Consider the following 15,548-nt stretch of genomic DNA (forward strand, 5'->3'; position numbering starts at 1 on the left):
GCCCCTTATGCACGTTTCACGTCAACTAAGTTAGTATGTTGTGGATTCCCTTTAACAAGGGCGGAAGGTTGTTGTGTCGTTAGTGTATTGATACAACCGCCAATATCGACCCCCTCCTCATTGACTTCTCGCCAAGCACCTTGCGGGACTGCAATCACACCGGGTAATACGCGCTCCGTCACTTTTGCTTTAATATGCATACGTCCACGGTCATTGAAAATTTCAGTAATATCACCATCCTGAATACCACGAGCTGATGCATCAATTGGGTTAATCCAATACTGGTGAGGAACGGCTTCGCGTAACATCGCAATATTAAAATATGAAGAATGCGCATGGCCTTTATCGTGATAGCCTGTCATTTGCAGTGGATATTTTTGTTTAGCTTGCTTGTTTTCAACGCCTTCAGTATTTACACAATATTCAGGTACAGCAGGTATTCGCTGGTCAGTTGGGTATTCCCACTCTTTCGCTATCTTAGCGAGCCTTTCTGAATAAATTTCAATTTTACCCGATGGTGTGGGTAATGGCGCGGTTTCAGGTGAGTCTCTGAATGGTTTTAATGCAATATAATCTGCACTGTTTGCCAATTTTCTATCCACGATCCCCATATCATTCGTTTCTTCGAACGTTGGCAAGTGTGGATTTTTTTCTCGCATCAGGTTATAGCAATGTTCTATCCACTGCTCATGAGTACGACCTTCAGTAAATTGGTCTTTAATACCCAGTTTTTCAGCAATATCAGTTAAAACATCATAAGATTGGCGACACTCCCATAATGGGGTAATCGCATTTTGTAGGCGAATAGCGTAGTGATAAGCACCGCTGGCATACGAGTTATTAATTAAATCATTTGATTCAACGCTGGTCACATCGGGTAAAATTAAATCCGCATATTTAGTCGATGGCGTCATATGCGTATCCCACACCAAAATAAATTCGCATAAAGACTCATCTGTTAGAATTTTGTGGGTTTTGTTTAAGTCAGAATGTTGATTACCCGTGACATTACTCGCATAGTGCCATAAAAATTTCACATTCGTTTCAAGACGCTCTTTACCAAGCAGTGTTGAATTTGTCGCCGTCATTTCGGTTCCGCGCGCAATCGCATTTGTCCACATAAAACACGGGATCTTGGTTTTAACTGGATTTGGAATAGCAAAACCTGGCACCGAATACGCCACGTTTCCTCCCCATCCTCCGGCATTCGTCCCTGGACGCCCAATATGCCCCGTGACAATCGGTAACATCATCACTGCCCGTGCTGCTTGTTCACCCGATGCCGTCCTTTGCAATCCCCAGCCTTGAGAAATCCACGCGGCTTTCGCATTACCTAACTCACGAGCCAGTTGAATAATACGAACTGGTGAGACGCCTGTAATTTGGCTAGCCCACTGCGGTGTTTTTTCAATGCCATCATCACCGAGCCCTAAAATATAATCCTTATATGAGCCATTTTTGGGTGCAGACTCAGGAAGTGTCTGGCTATCCCAACCCACACAATATTTCGCTAAAAAAGCCTCATCCGTTAATTGTTCTTTAATCAATGTATGGATAATCGCAGCCACAAGTGCACCATCTGTCCCCGGATAAATTGGGATCCATTCAGCGCCTAGCGTTGTCACGCTATCGGTACGGCGCGGGTCAATAATAATGACTTTAGCTTGGCTTTTTTCTAATGCTTTTAGGGTTTCGTAGAATTGGCCGCCACCGGACATCCGTGTTTCCGCAATATTATGACCAAACATCACAACTAAATCGCTATTGGCTATTTCAGACAACAGTGAATCATCCAACTTGCCATAAACATACGGAATAACGCCGTTTATTTGTGCAGTTGAGTAGGTTCCATGTTGATCAAGAAACCCACCGAGTTGGCTTAGTAACCGCTTACAGGCATTACGCCCTTGTAAATTAGCACCAGTAGATCCTGAACCATACTGATAGTAAATCGCTTCATTGCCATATGTATCAATGGTTGAGCGCAATTTTTGCGCCACAATCGTCGTTGCTTCATCCCAACTGATCCGTTTAAATTTTCCTTCTCCCCGTTTACCTGTACGCAATAACGGGTATTTCAAGCGGTCTGGGTTATAGGTTTTCCAGCGAACAGAACGCCCTCTCAAGCAAGGACGTATTTGATGTAAACCAAATTGCGTGTCGTCATACATGGTTTCATTCGATATACGAGTAATGACGTCATCTTTTACATGTACTTTGAGCGGGCAGCGACTGCCACAATTGACTAAGCATGCGCTGTATTTAATTTTTTCGCTGACTTCATCGGGTTGGATTGTGATGGTTGGTGTTGCTTGAGCGGAAAAAGGGAGAGAGATGGAGCTGATAATAGACGTTGTCGTAGCGACAGAGGCAGAGGCTTGAATAAACTGTCGCCGGCTCAGCGCTTTTTCCCTGATTTTATTGATCATTACATTGCTACCTTATTAATTATTATAAATTGAATTACTTAGTATTCTTATAGTAATTAGATAGTAGCCTTATAAAAACAAGGGTTAATTGACATGTATCAACACAAGCAATAATTAAACCATTAATGATAAATAAATCATATTTTTAGTCTTCTTATTGGCTATTTTAATGACATTAAACTAGTTGATGACTAAAAAACAATAAGGAAAACCAACGAATTGATTTTCCTTAAAGAATAACAAGCTATGTAAAATTTCTATATCAAAGCTGTGTATTGAGTCCGGCAGCAATTAAACAGAAACTTTTTCTGTAATAGAAATAAAGTCCTTCATCGCTTCGACCGTAGGACCATCCACACAATAATGAGTAAATTCATCTGATTCACTATTAGAGGCCATTGTCACGCCCACTTTGCGGTAACTCATGGTTGATGGTACCGTTTTCCCCGCGGAACTGTGCACCTCAGATAAGCCGATTTCCATAAATTTACTTAAATTGGCCAAACGTACGCCCGCACCTGCCATTATTTGTGGGCCATTAATTTGCTGGCTTTTTTCATGTAGCTCTTTCAAGAGCGGTAAACCTAACTCCGCGCTTTGTTGCTGCCCAGAGGTTAAAATGCGAGCTACGCCAAGTTCCTTTAATTGTTCTAAAGCTAACAATGGGTTAATACACATATCAAATGCACGGTGGAAGGTAATATTCATCCCCTGTGCTATTTCCATCAACGTGTGCATCCTATTGATATCAATGCGCCCTTCATTGTCCAATATACCGATAACTGCGCCTGAAAAACCCATTTCCTTAATCATAATTAAATCTTCACGGATCACGTCAAATTCACTGATGTTATAGCAAAAATCACCACCACGAGGACGAATAATAGGATGAACTGGAATATGTAGTTTTTCTTTTGCCAGTTTCAGGTAGCCATAACTGGGTGTTAAGCCACCATCAGCGGCGCCAGAGCAAAGCTCGATACGATCTGCACCATACTCTTGGGCCACTTGGGCGCATTCAATTCCAAAACAACAGATTTCCAGTTTTGCCATCACAACCTCCGAAATAGAGCAATAAAACACCTGCTTTATGTGCCCCAAAAATAATGAAAAGATTTAATGTTAAACGTTAACAATTCGGCTAATAATGCCATTTATTAAAAAATGTTATCGGATGGATATCACACCGCCAAAAGTTAATGAGAATTATTGATCAATAACGTTAATTACATCACTTATTTTTCACTTTCAATTATCTTTTTTAGCGGAAATGGATGGTATTTAACGGTTACTTCACCATTTGATACTGCTAATGTTGGATTTGGCAACCTTTCTTGCTGCCCTTTAGGCTGACTCATCTTCATTCGGTACCCTTGGGGTAAAGGGTCAGGTAGCAACTGGAATGCCGAAGTTTCTAGCTCACTTGGCTCAACATCAATTACCATTTCAATATGTTCCCAGCTTTCTTTCGGGTAAATTTTGTCTTTTGGGAAAGGTAATTCAATCATAAACACATCTTGGCCTACGATGTTTAACGGTTCGCTTAGCTCATATAAACGAATCGGCCGACCATTAATTACATTGTCAGATAAAAGTTGCGCACATTGCAGTAACCCTTGGTGCCAACGTTCTGCAGTTGCAAGATGATGACAACGCACTGAAATGTGGTCTATCGGAAAGGATGACAATGATAGGTTTATCTCCTGCGCCATCTGTTGTAATTTACTAATAAATACAGGTAGGTCATCCCATAAATCTTGTAATTGCGAAATTTTGCTAAACTGTGGCACTTAAAGCCCCCCTTTACAAAAACTTATCTGCCAAACAATGGCGCAGACTGTAGCATGAGAGCCCCAAAATGTGGTATAAAACCTGCCGATTTTTCTCTTCCACCTTTTAGTTATGCGCATGTGATGGCACAATGCGGTAACTATGTTCGTAATTTAAGGTAATTCGGTGAATATTCAGGCGATTCTTTCAGATAAAATTAGTGCTGCGATGTTAGCAGCGGGTGCTCCAGAAGGCAGTGATGCACTTGTGCGTCAGTCCGCTAAAGCTCAGTTTGGTGACTACCAAGCTAATGGAGTGATGGGCGCGGCTAAAAAGATGGGGATGGCTCCGCGACAACTGGCTGAACAGCTTGTTAATCACTTAGATTTGGAAGGGATTGCCAGCAAAGTTGAAATTGCAGGTCCTGGCTTTATTAATATCTTCCTTGAGCCAACTTGGGTTGAAAAGCATGTTGAAGAAGCATTAGCTTCACAGCGCTTAGGTATCGCACCAGTCAAGTCTGAAACGATTGTTATTGACTATTCAGCGCCTAATGTCGCAAAACAGATGCACGTGGGTCACTTGCGTTCAACCATCATTGGTGATGCTGCGGCACGTACCCAGGAATTTATTGGTCATAAAGTCATTCGAGCCAATCACGTCGGTGATTGGGGTACGCAATTTGGTATGTTAATTGCCTATCTTGAAAAAGTACAAAATGAAGATGCCACAGATATGGCACTTGCAGACCTCGAAGAATTTTATCGCGAAGCCAAAAAGCACTACGACGAAGATGAAGAGTTCGCGGTACGCGCACGTGGTTATGTTGTGAAATTGCAATCCGGTGATGAGTATTGCCGCCAAATGTGGCGTAAATTAGTTGATATCACCATGCAACAAAACCAAGAAACCTACCGGCGCTTAAACGTCACCTTAACTGAAGATGACGTGATGGGCGAAAGTTTATATAACAGCATGCTACCAGGTATTGTTGCAGATTTAAAAGCTAAAGGTTTAGCTGTTGAGAGTGAAGGCGCGACGGTTGTTTTCCTTGATGAATTTAAAAATAAAGAAGGCGAACCTATGGGCGTGATCGTCCAGAAAAAAGATGGTGGCTTCTTGTATACAACAACCGATATTGCCTGTGCTAAATACCGTTATGAAACCCTGCACGCTGACCGCTCACTGTACTATATTGACTCACGCCAACATCAACATTTGATGCAAGCATGGACCATCGTCCGTAAAGCAGGTTATATCCCTGAATCAATGGCGCTTGAGCACCATATGTTCGGTATGATGCTAGGTAAAGATGGTAAGCCATTTAAGACTCGTACCGGTGGTACTGTCCGTTTATCTGACTTGCTTGATGAAGCAGTTGAACGCGCTCAAGCATTGATCCGTGAGAAAAACCCGGATATGCCTGAAGATGAATTACTTAACGTCGCGAATGTGGTCGGTATTGGTGCGGTTAAGTACGCTGACTTATCCAAAAACAGAACGACGGATTATATTTTTGATTGGGACAACATGTTAGCTTTCGAAGGAAATACCGCTCCGTATATGCAATATGCGTATACCCGTGTGGCTTCTATTTTCAAGAAAGCCAATTTAACCCATGCAGACTTAACTCTGCCTATTTCATTACAAGACCCACGTGAAATTGCACTTGCGACACGTTTATTACAGTTTGAAGAAACCATTCTAACTGTCGCTCGTGATGGTACTCCTCATGTTATGTGTGCTTATTTATATGAATTAGCAGGTTTGTTCTCTGGTTTCTATGAGCACTGCCCTATCTTGTCAGCTGATAACGAAGCACAGCGCCAAAGCCGCTTGAAATTGGCTGCATTAACCCAAAGAACGTTAAAAACCGGCTTAGACACACTAGGTATTGAAACCGTTGAAAGAATGTAATTCAAATCTATAGGTTGTCTATTAACGGTTCACTTCGGTGAGCCGTTTTTGTTTGCGTTGTTTCGCTAGCTTTGTTGTTAGTTTTTGCAATTCATCGATATATTCATTCGCGCAATTACGGAGTACTAAGTTCCATTTACAAAGTATTTTTGCTTGTTCATAAAGTTCAGGGTTATGCGACAACCGGTTATTCTGTTGTAGCCAATCAGCAACACTCGCCCAGTCCCATAACGGAGATGCCCCTCTCAAACGTTGTACGGGCGCAGGGAAATGACCTTTACCTCGAGCCCCATCTTTCAGCAAAGCCACTGCTTGACGGGTTAGTCCTGTCAATTCTGCAATATCACTTAGCCCAACCAAAGCGGAATCAATAGATTCCACTTTTATACTCATTGATGTACTTTCAATATCTGTAATCGCAGTTTCAATTGCACGATCAAAAGATTCCGCTTCCCTATCAAATTCTAAATAAACCGATTTACCATAGAAGCACACCAATGCATCGCCACAGCCTGCGGCAAATATGGTATCAACTAAGCCTTCCGTATCAGCAGTCACACCCGATAGTGTTAATGTGAAAGTAAATAGCGCCATAATTTCCCCATCTTACATAAATAAGCGGCCTAAGCCGCTTGGATTAACCTAAAAGAGCAATACAGTGGTTCACTTTACGTATTATCTGTTTAGCATGCACTTCCATAACTTTTGGCGTTGACCAGACACTCATCATATGTGTTTTGTGTTCACCCACTGCGTTACCACAACGTAACTTGCAAAAAGTATGTGATGAGTTTCCTGCTGTAACCCAGACCCAGCCATTTTCTATCGCATATTCAATAGCAGCCTGAACATGCTTATTTGGGTGCTTTTTCATCAACCTCCGCATAACATAGCCATTGCGTTGACAATAGTCAACAAATAATATCCAATAAATTGAATATTTCCCTGAAATTAGTTGTTGTCACAACAACCCAGTAAATATACTCCAAAAATAGAGTTAGCTATTGCTTTTATCAATGAAAACAATTAATTGAAATTTCATGAAATGATTTTGAAATTAATAATTCAGTTATAAAGAGAATAAATTTGCGTAGATAATTAGAAATTGAAGGGAAAGAATCTATGCCTGCTGGCACCTTAACTACATAGATTGCAGAGATAAAAAAGCCCAATTTTATGAGATTTCCTCATTAAAATTGGGCTTTTAAGGTCATTGACCTTCTTATTAATTAGGCAATACTACGTTTCATAAAGTCACGAGGGCGGAACCCAAGCACGTATAAAGCAACGAAATAACTTCCCGCTCCAACAATTACGACGCCTATCAAACGTAGCATACGCATCAGCATATTACCTTCTTGCCAAGATGGCATAAAATGTAAGACACCAAATAGCACGGCTCCCATTACAATTAAGGCTATCAATAATTTAAATATAAACCCTTTCCAACCCGCTAAAGGCTGAAAAATATCTTGCTTGCGCAATTGCCAATAGAGAACCCCTGCATTAAAACAAGCTGCTAACCCAATGGATAAGGCTAAGCCTGCATGTTGCAATGGGCCAATAAAGGCTAAGTTCATCAATTGTGTTAATATTAAAGTGACAATCGCAATTTTTACTGGCGTACGAATATCTTGGCGTGAATAAAAGCCCGGTGCCAAAATTTTCACCAAAATCATCCCCGTTAAACCGACACAATAGGCAATTAAAGCATATTGCGTCATTAATGAGTCATGCGCGGTAAAATTACCGTATTGGAATAAAGACACCGTTAATGCTTCAGAGAGTATTGCCAACCCTAACGCACATGGCAAGGCTAATAACAAACAAAGGCGCAACCCCCAATCCATCAATTGGCGATACTCATTTTGATTACCGCTCGTGAAGCTTTTCGCGAGAGAAGGCAATAAAATCGTTCCGAGAGCCACACCAAGTACTCCGGATGGCAATTCCATCAGCCTATCGGCGTAATACATCCATGACACTGAACCAGATTGCAAAAAAGAGGCGAATATCGTATTGATAATTAAAGAAATTTGAGCGACAGATACCCCGATAATTGCAGGCCCCATCATTTTCATTACACGCCAAACCCCGCTATCACGAAATGACAAGCGTGGTAACACTAACATGCCCACCTTTTTAAGATATGGGAGCTGATAGACTAGCTGTAAGACACCACCAACCAGCACCGCCCATGCCAATGACATAATGGGTGGATTAAAGTATGGGGCTGCAAAAGCGGCAAAAATGATCATACTGACATTGAGCAATGTCGGCGCAAATGCAGGAACCGAAAAACGGTTCCAAGTATTGAGAATTGCCCCAGCGAGGGAAACCAGTGAGATCAGAAAAATATAAGGGAATGTGACCCGTAAAAGGTCAGTAGTCAGCGCAAATTTATCAGCATCGTCAGTAAATCCAGGTGCAGTGACATAAATGATCCAAGGGGCCGCAACCATGCCAAGGATAGTCACAATTGCCAAAGCAAGGGTTAGCATCCCAGCAATATAAGCGACAAATGTACGGGTGGCTTCCTCTCCCTGTTGGTTTTTATATTCCGCTAGTATAGGGACAAACGCTTGTGAAAATGCCCCCTCGGCAAAAATTCGGCGTAAAAGATTCGGTAATTTAAATGCGACAAAAAAGGCGTCTGCAGCCGCTCCTGCACCAAAAACTCGAGCGATAATGGCATCACGAATAAAGCCAAGCACACGAGACATCATGGTCATGGAGCTTACTGCCGCCAATGATTTTAATAAATTCATGATTGATAGACTAAAAGAATACAATCGCATCAGTTTAACAGTGTGCACTGCAACTGACTACGATTGAAAAGTAAATTAGGAATTTAGGCTTTATTCAGCGCCCAAGTGTTATCTGTCAGTGCCGTTAATACATGGTCACGCCACTCACCGTTGATTTGTAAGTATTGCTTTGCATAACCTTCCCGTTCAAAGCCAAGCTTAGTCAATAAATTACCACTACGCATATTATGAGGCATATAATTTGCCATAATTCGGTGCATTTTTTGGTGTTGCTGCATATAACGGATTGCTTGGGTTAACGCCTCATGCATTAGGCCTTGGCCTTGCCATTTTTGACCCAATGAATAACCTAGATAGCATGCATGAAATGAGCCACGTAATACATTACTAAAGTTCGCTACCCCCATGACTTCATTTTCTTCTTTGTCTAATAGTAAGAAATGGAAAGCGCTTCCTTCTCGATGCATTTCATTCATGACTTGTAACCGATTCTGCCAACCCGCAGGCTGGTAATGTGAGTTATCCCTGATGGGTTCCCACGGAATTAAAAAGTCTTTATTCAGGCTGTAATAATCAGCTAGTCGATAATTATCACGCTCATAAGTCAAACGAATAACCATTCTATCAGTGACAAGGCGCACTTTCGGTACATTTGAACGATAACCAAACATCGTTAACCCTTAATTAATAAAAAGCCAGATATTTTCTCTAGTTCCAAGCCAATAACTTAGAAAGTTAAAGTGTAGCTTACAATGCGCTGACGAAAAATATGTTCTGAAAATTAAAATACATCGTTAAGGCCAGCAAGCACAATCAACACCGTCACAGAGTGAAGTATGACCTCTATCAATTATCAATATTCTAAATAATTCGCGCTGTGACTAGGCGACCAGCGAGGATAGCTTGGGGAGCATACACTCGTATGTGACCCAACTAGCCGAACGCAGTCAACACCGTCACAGAGTGAAGTATGACGAATATTTATTGATAAAAATAAATCATCGATACCTCACGTTACTATGATAAAAAAATATCATCTATTGAACCCTATTATACTGATATTATTGGTAACTGATTTTAAGAAACTTTCCCCCTTTGCTATTTTTCTAATGGTGTCTCTCATGGCGCAAGTGTCACGGGCAAGAAGCCTTGGCAAGTATTTCCTTTTGCTTGACAACATGTTGGTTGTCTTAGGCTTTTTTGTCGTTTTTCCGCTTATTTCTATTCGTTTTGTTGATCAACTGGGTTGGGCCGCCGTAGTGGTTGGTTTTGCCTTAGGGCTTCGTCAGTTTGTTCAACAGGGTTTAGGTATATTTGGCGGTGCTATCGCTGACCGGTTTGGCGCGAAGCCCATGATTGTCATTGGAATGCTATTACGTGCCAGTGGTTTTGCAGTCATGGCGGTGGCCCATGACCCTTGGGTTTTATGGCTATCCTGCGTACTTTCGGCACTGGGTGGAACCTTATTTGATCCCCCTCGAACTGCATTAGTCATTAAATTAACTCGCCCGTATGAACGTGGCCGTTTTTATTCTTTGCTGTTAATGCAGGACAGTGCTGGTGCAGTTATCGGTGCTTTGATTGGTAGTTGGCTACTACAGTATGACTTCCATTATGTCTGCTGGGTTGGCGCTGCGGTGTTTATTATTGCTGCTATCTGCAATGCTTGGTTATTACCTGCTTATCGAATCTCAACCGTCAGAACCCCCATTAAAGAAGGCATGGGACGCGTACTGAAAGATAAACGCTTTGTGACTTATGTGGTCACATTGGCAGGCTATTTTATGTTGTCAGTACAAGTAATGCTTATGTTTCCTATTGTTGTCAATGAATTAGCTGGCACACCCACTGCCGTCAAATGGATGTATGCGATTGAAGCAGCGATATCTTTAACATTGCTTTATCCCATTGCACGTTGGAGCGAAAAACATTTTCGCCTTGAACAACGGCTCATGGCCGGGCTATTTTTAATGAGTCTCAGCATGTTTCCGATTGGCATGACAACCTCACTCAATACGCTATTCGCCCTTATTTGCCTATTTTATTTAGGTACGGTAACTGCAGACCCAGCGAGAGAAACATTAAGTGCATCTCTTGCTGACCCTCGAGCACGAGGCAGCTATATGGGTTTTAGTCGCTTAGGCCTTGCTTTAGGTGGAGCAGTCGGTTATACCGGTGGCGGCTGGATGTACGATATTGGTCACCAATGGAACCTGCCTCAACTTCCTTGGTTCTTATTAGGACTCATCGGTTTTATCACTTTATGGGCGCTGCATAAGCAATTTAACCGTAAAAAAATTGAAACAGTCATGTTGAGTGGGCAGTAATGCGCTAAACTAGCGGTATTACTGTAAAAGGAGTCTCTATGAAGAAGTTTTTAATCGCCGCTATGGTAGGCTTTCTCACTCTCTTATCGGGTTGTAGTCAATTATCTGAGTTTAGTATTAGTGAGTCACAAATTAATAATTACCTTGCTAATAAAGTAAAATATGACCATAAGGTCGGTATTACGGGTTTCGCTGATGCGGATATTCAGCTCGCTAATTTAAAATCAGAAATTGGCCGCAGTGAACCAGGAAAAGTTGCGTTAACGGGGGATGCAACCGTTAAATTAGACTCGCTGATTGGTAAAGCAGAAGCGCAAATTAACCTGACACTCACTGCTCGCCCTTATTTTGATGCCAAAACAGGTTCAATTTACTTAAAAGAATTGAATATTAGCAGTTACAAAGTGATGCCAGAAAATATGGATACAGCGATGTCAGCAGTTATTCCTTACTTGAATAGTTCCCTTGAAACTTTCTTTGAAACCCAACCTGTTTATGTGTTAAATCCTGATAATGGCGCGGCTGAAGCAACCGCGAAGAAACTTGCTAAAGGGCTTGAAATCAAACCGGGTAAATTGGTCATTCCATTAGTTGATTAATTTTAACCATAAGTAATTTCGATTGATAAAAGCATTAAAGGCAACAGGAAAATCTGTTGCCTTTTTTATTCAATCAAAATTATTAATCAATACCGCTAACTAAAACATCAGTAACATCGCCACAAAAAAGTGACAACGTCACAATTATTCAGTTTCTGAGTCAAGTTCATCACGCAGAGCAATGACTGCATCACGCGTAATTTGGGCTAAAGTCCGGTAAAAGGTGGTGGTTGCATGCGCTTCAACTTTACCTAAAAAGCTGCCATACCAACTAAGGATATAGCTATCAAATAATTCTTCTTGAGCGGCGGTTTCATCTTCTGCCGCTTGGTCTTCTAACCAAGAAGCCGCGAGTAGCAACGCGCCAAAAGCGTCAGCAGGCGCGTTCGTCAGGGACATTCCTCTAACGGTTAAAAATTCGCGAACTTCTGCTTCTGTAATTTCAGAATCGTAATCATTCGCTAGCATTGAAACTGCAGGAGATTCCCCTGCAAATAGGGCTTGGTAATCCGCATTAACTGCATTGACGTCGAGGTCTTTTGCCATGCGTGACCACAACTCATCTTGTTCTAATGGCCATGATGCTTTTAATTTATCTTGAGCAATCATATCAATAAGCGGTTTTACGAGGCTATCAGAGGGACTACGTTGAAATAGTGTCCCCAAAATACGGCAGACGATTGAAAATTCGTTCATATATTATCCTATTTTACAGATTCAGTAGTCACACCTCGTGACCAAAGCAGTTACTTTCAGTATATCGAAAAAATAGGAAAGATATTAGGGTTGATGATTGCGAGTGATCACAAAGACCCCTCGCAATATAGAAATTACTAATAACCGCGTTGCATATCAACGACACCAACAGGCACTTGCCCTGCTTCGATGCGTTGGATGTTACTGACAATCATATCCATCGCTTCTTTCGGTTTTGTAAAGGCGGCAACATGGGGTGTGATAGCGATGCGGGGATGCGTCCAGAACGGGTGCATTTGCGACAACGGCTCACTCGCAAATACATCAAGTGCAGCACCTGTAACTTGTCCTGATTCAAGGGCTAAAAGCAAATCCTGTTCAATCAGATGGGCGCCACGTGCTAAGTTGATAACATATGCCCCTTGCTCTAACTGGCTAAATAGTTGCTGGTTTAAAATTCCCACCGTTTCTGGAGTACTTGGTAACAGATTAATAATTACACGAGTACCAGAAAGGAAATTAGCTAGTTGGTCATGGCCAAAATAACTTTTTACGTTATCAAGGTGTTTTTCAGAGCGGCTCCATGTTCTTACATGAAAACCGAAACTTACTAAGCGCTTTGCAACTGCTTGTCCTAATGCCCCTGCGCCCATCACACCAATGACAAAATCTTCGTGTTGGTAGGCCGGTAACTGCTTCCATTGGCGCTGTGATTGTAATTGGCGATATTCATCCATACGACGAAAGTAACTTAACACTTTTGCACAAGCGTATTCTTCCATTTGAATCGCCATGCCCGTGTCTTCCAGACGCATTACGGGAACCCCTGCTGGTAGGGTTCCAGGCTTATCTTGTTCTTGTTTTAAAATAGCATCCACACCTGCGCCTAAAGCGAAAATTCCTTTTAAATCACTGCGGCCAGCGAGACATTCATAAGGCGGTAACCAAACCATGGCGTAATCCGCACTTTGGTTATCCCCTTTTTCCCATTGGCGAATATTCACTTGTGGTAAGCGTGCTTTCATGCCGTCAATCCACTGTTTTGAATCAAAAAATGGATGGTAAAATAAAATATTCATGGCAACTCCTCTTTGGTTTCTAACAGAGTGTGCCGAATGGGATTTCTTTTCAAGTTAATCAAGCCGATACACTGTAAACAATCAGAATTTTGTTAACTAGCTAACGGTTTTTACTTCTGTTACTTGCCGTTTTAAATTAACATTAAAAGTATTATTTACCTTAGCCGATAACATTTGAGATTGGATAATAATCAAATTGTTTTTTATTTAGCTAAACAGCAACAAAAGTCGGAAAAAGGATAAATAGGGAGTTGACGTAAGACGCTATTTTCCCTATAGTAGCGCCCCGTTGCAGAGCAGGTTTTTATTCCCTACTCCACAACAGATTTAGAAAAACGGTGAGGTGTCCGAGAGGCTGAAGGAGCACGCCTGGAAAGTGTGTATACGGCAACGTATCGAGGGTTCGAATCCCTCCCTCACCGCCATTTTTCTTCTAGTTTTTACCTTCTTCTTCTTGATATACCATCCCTTTATTTTGTTTCTCTTTCGGTTCTATACCTATTCCTTGCGCATGGTATTCACGGCTAATATCTTCCCAAAGTTCTGCATTTTCTATTCCAGCCACTTTCGGGTCAAACACTGGATCAACACCTAATTTTTCCTGCCGTTCAAAGTCACGAAGTGCCCGTAGCGCCGGTTTTGACAAGAAGACAATGGCGATAAGATTAAGATAACTCATACTACCGAACCCAATATCGCCAAGGCTCCACATTAAACTGACAGACTGAACACTTCCCATAAAAACAATAATCAAAAATACAAATTTCAGTATCAGTTTTAGAATGGGGTAACGTAATTTTCTATCAAGGTAAACAATTGTGGTTTCTGCAATATAGTAATAGGCCATCAATGTTGTGAATGCGAATAAAAATACGGCGATTGAGACGAATCCCGACCCTGCGGAAGTAAAGACTGTTGATACCGCCATTTGTGTCCATGCGGTTCCCGCAGCAACCCCTGGAACGTACTCAACTAAGGCCGTTGCCGAACCGTCTGGAAAAACGTTATACATATTCGTGACAAGGATCATTAGACCTGATGCTGTACACACAACAACAGTATCAATGTAAATTGAAAATGCTTGAATTAACCCTTGTTTTACAGGATGGCTTACCTCGGCTGCCGCAGAGCTAAATGTAGCTTCACCCGCCCCTGCTACGTTGGAAAAAACCGCACGGCGTACACCCCATGAAACAGCCGTACCAACAATACCGCCGAATACGGCATCCATTCCCATCGCGCTGCGGAAAATTAAACTGAACATTCCCGGCACTTGTTCGTAATGGCTACCTAAGATGATCACCATCATGACGATATACGCTAACGCCATAATTGGCACGATTTTATCCGCAGCACTCGCAATACGTTTTACACCGCCAAAGATTAGCCATGCCATCAGCACTGTCACAATGCCGCCTGTCGCAATTGGGGGTAAGTTGAATGAAGTTTGAAAGGAGTCAGCTATGGTATTGGCTTGAATACCCGGAACTAGTACACCATAAGATAGGCAAATAACAGCAGCTACCATAATGGCAAATGGCTTCAATTTTAACCCTTTCTCGATATAGTAAGGCGAACCGCCACGGTATTGACCATCAGAGCGCTGCTTGTATATTTGAGCGAGTGTTGATTCGATAAACGCACTTGCTCCGCCTAATAACCCCATGACAACCATCCAGAAAATCGCGCCAGGACCACCCGCAGCAATAGCTGTCGCTACACCGGCGATATTCCCCACCCCAACTCGTCCTGATAATGCTAAACAGAATGCTTGGAAGGAGGAAATTCCTTCTTTTGACGCTTTATTTTCCTTTAACAAACAGACCATTTTAATAAGATAGCGAAACTGCACACCACGAGTTGCTAATGTAAAATAGAGCCCAACACCTAGCGATAATACTACTAATGCATTACCCCAGATGTAACCAACGATTGTATTAACGATGGCTTCCATTTTGTACTC

At 41.9% G+C, this 15,548-nt stretch carries 13 protein-coding genes and 1 tRNA gene; 4 read left to right on the plus strand and 10 right to left on the minus strand.

The annotated features are described in order from the left end of the window. Window positions 1-5: 5 nt before the first annotated feature. The 3 genes from PSE72_RS02520 to PSE72_RS02530 all read right to left on the minus strand — a co-directional run bounded on the left by PSE72_RS02520 (window position 6) and on the right by PSE72_RS02530 (window position 4,219). On the minus strand, window positions 6-2,429 hold the full coding sequence (locus tag PSE72_RS02520) for a DMSO/selenate family reductase complex A subunit (protein WP_198641183.1): 2,424 nt from the start codon (window positions 2,427-2,429) through the stop codon (window positions 6-8). A 291-nt stretch (window positions 2,430-2,720) separates the two neighbouring features. Beyond that, window positions 2,721-3,482 (minus strand): copper homeostasis protein CutC, encoded by a 762-nt coding sequence (gene cutC / locus PSE72_RS02525; protein WP_198641184.1) that lies wholly within the window; start codon window positions 3,480-3,482, stop codon window positions 2,721-2,723. A gap of 182 nt (window positions 3,483-3,664) precedes the next feature. Then, window positions 3,665-4,219: a VOC family protein gene (locus PSE72_RS02530; protein ID WP_004910664.1), complete on the minus strand. Its 555-nt coding sequence runs from the start codon at window positions 4,217-4,219 to the stop codon at window positions 3,665-3,667. Window positions 4,220-4,385: 166 nt separating this feature from the next. Here PSE72_RS02530 and argS point away from each other — a divergent pair, with 166 nt between their 5' ends. Further along, entirely contained in the window at window positions 4,386-6,116 is a 1,731-nt protein-coding gene (gene argS / locus PSE72_RS02535; RefSeq protein ID WP_115167310.1) for an arginine--tRNA ligase, read from the plus strand. Window positions 6,117-6,137: 21 nt separating this feature from the next. Here argS and PSE72_RS02540 read toward each other — a convergent pair whose 3' ends face one another. The 4 genes from PSE72_RS02540 to rimJ form a co-directional block, all read right to left on the minus strand. After that, a complete protein-coding gene (locus PSE72_RS02540) occupies window positions 6,138-6,710 on the minus strand; it encodes a helix-turn-helix transcriptional regulator (RefSeq protein WP_004910661.1) in 573 nt (190 codons plus the stop codon). 43 nt (window positions 6,711-6,753) lie between these two features. Next, complete coding sequence (locus PSE72_RS02545) at window positions 6,754-6,990, minus strand: hypothetical protein (RefSeq protein ID WP_004255083.1); 237 nt, start codon at window positions 6,988-6,990, stop codon at window positions 6,754-6,756. A 355-nt stretch (window positions 6,991-7,345) separates the two neighbouring features. Next, window positions 7,346-8,884 (minus strand): murein biosynthesis integral membrane protein MurJ, encoded by a 1,539-nt coding sequence (murJ, locus tag PSE72_RS02550; RefSeq protein WP_109911315.1) that lies wholly within the window; start codon window positions 8,882-8,884, stop codon window positions 7,346-7,348. 83 nt (window positions 8,885-8,967) lie between these two features. Next, entirely contained in the window at window positions 8,968-9,555 is a 588-nt protein-coding gene (rimJ, locus tag PSE72_RS02555; protein WP_109911314.1) for a ribosomal protein S5-alanine N-acetyltransferase, read from the minus strand. A 450-nt stretch (window positions 9,556-10,005) separates the two neighbouring features. On the opposite strand from rimJ, the gene mdtH reads away from it, so the two are divergent. Further along, window positions 10,006-11,211 carry a multidrug efflux MFS transporter MdtH gene (mdtH, locus tag PSE72_RS02560; RefSeq protein ID WP_115167311.1) on the plus strand — a complete coding sequence of 402 codons (1,206 nt, stop codon included), beginning with the start codon at window positions 10,006-10,008 and terminating at the stop codon, window positions 11,209-11,211. A 38-nt stretch (window positions 11,212-11,249) separates the two neighbouring features. After that, entirely contained in the window at window positions 11,250-11,810 is a 561-nt protein-coding gene (locus tag PSE72_RS02565; RefSeq protein ID WP_115167312.1) for a lipoprotein, read from the plus strand. A 144-nt stretch (window positions 11,811-11,954) separates the two neighbouring features. On the opposite strand, the gene PSE72_RS02570 is transcribed toward PSE72_RS02565, so the two are convergent. Both PSE72_RS02570 and ghrA read right to left on the minus strand, forming a co-directional pair. Beyond that, complete coding sequence (locus PSE72_RS02570; RefSeq protein WP_115167313.1) at window positions 11,955-12,506, minus strand: TorD/DmsD family molecular chaperone; 552 nt, start codon at window positions 12,504-12,506, stop codon at window positions 11,955-11,957. Between the two features lie 137 nt (window positions 12,507-12,643). After that, window positions 12,644-13,585: a glyoxylate/hydroxypyruvate reductase GhrA gene (gene ghrA, locus PSE72_RS02575; RefSeq protein ID WP_217007726.1), complete on the minus strand. Its 942-nt coding sequence runs from the start codon at window positions 13,583-13,585 to the stop codon at window positions 12,644-12,646. Between the two features lie 337 nt (window positions 13,586-13,922). Between ghrA and PSE72_RS02580 the strand changes: the two genes are divergently transcribed. Continuing rightward, window positions 13,923-14,010 (plus strand) — tRNA-Ser (locus PSE72_RS02580). An 8-nt stretch (window positions 14,011-14,018) separates the two neighbouring features. Here PSE72_RS02580 and PSE72_RS02585 read toward each other — a convergent pair. Beyond that, window positions 14,019-15,539 carry an alanine/glycine:cation symporter family protein gene (locus PSE72_RS02585; RefSeq protein WP_109911311.1) on the minus strand — a complete coding sequence of 507 codons (1,521 nt, stop codon included), beginning with the start codon at window positions 15,537-15,539 and terminating at the stop codon, window positions 14,019-14,021. Between the last annotated feature and the right edge of the window lie 9 nt (window positions 15,540-15,548).

The sequence above is a fragment of the Providencia sp. PROV116 genome, assembly GCF_028482485.1.
In the GTDB taxonomy this organism is placed as follows: domain Bacteria; phylum Pseudomonadota; class Gammaproteobacteria; order Enterobacterales; family Enterobacteriaceae; genus Providencia; species Providencia rettgeri.

What these genes read in the sequence shown, in the direction of transcription:
- PSE72_RS02520 (WP_198641183.1), bottom strand. Translation starts at nt 2,429, where the DNA reads ATGATCAATAAAATCAGGGAAAAAGCGCTGAGCCGGCGACAGTTTATT.
- cutC (WP_198641184.1), bottom strand. Translation starts at nt 3,482, where the DNA reads ATGGCAAAACTGGAAATCTGTTGTTTTGGAATTGAATGCGCCCAAGTG.
- PSE72_RS02540 (WP_004910661.1), bottom strand. Translation starts at nt 6,710, where the DNA reads ATGGCGCTATTTACTTTCACATTAACACTATCGGGTGTGACTGCTGAT.
- PSE72_RS02545 (WP_004255083.1), bottom strand. Translation starts at nt 6,990, where the DNA reads ATGAAAAAGCACCCAAATAAGCATGTTCAGGCTGCTATTGAATATGCG.
- murJ (WP_109911315.1), bottom strand. Translation starts at nt 8,884, where the DNA reads ATGAATTTATTAAAATCATTGGCGGCAGTAAGCTCCATGACCATGATG.
- rimJ (WP_109911314.1), bottom strand. Translation starts at nt 9,555, where the DNA reads ATGTTTGGTTATCGTTCAAATGTACCGAAAGTGCGCCTTGTCACTGAT.
- mdtH (WP_115167311.1), top strand. Translation starts at nt 10,006, where the DNA reads ATGGCGCAAGTGTCACGGGCAAGAAGCCTTGGCAAGTATTTCCTTTTG.
- PSE72_RS02565 (WP_115167312.1), top strand. Translation starts at nt 11,250, where the DNA reads ATGAAGAAGTTTTTAATCGCCGCTATGGTAGGCTTTCTCACTCTCTTA.
- PSE72_RS02570 (WP_115167313.1), bottom strand. Translation starts at nt 12,506, where the DNA reads ATGAACGAATTTTCAATCGTCTGCCGTATTTTGGGGACACTATTTCAA.
- ghrA (WP_217007726.1), bottom strand. Translation starts at nt 13,585, where the DNA reads ATGAATATTTTATTTTACCATCCATTTTTTGATTCAAAACAGTGGATT.
- PSE72_RS02585 (WP_109911311.1), bottom strand. Translation starts at nt 15,539, where the DNA reads ATGGAAGCCATCGTTAATACAATCGTTGGTTACATCTGGGGTAATGCA.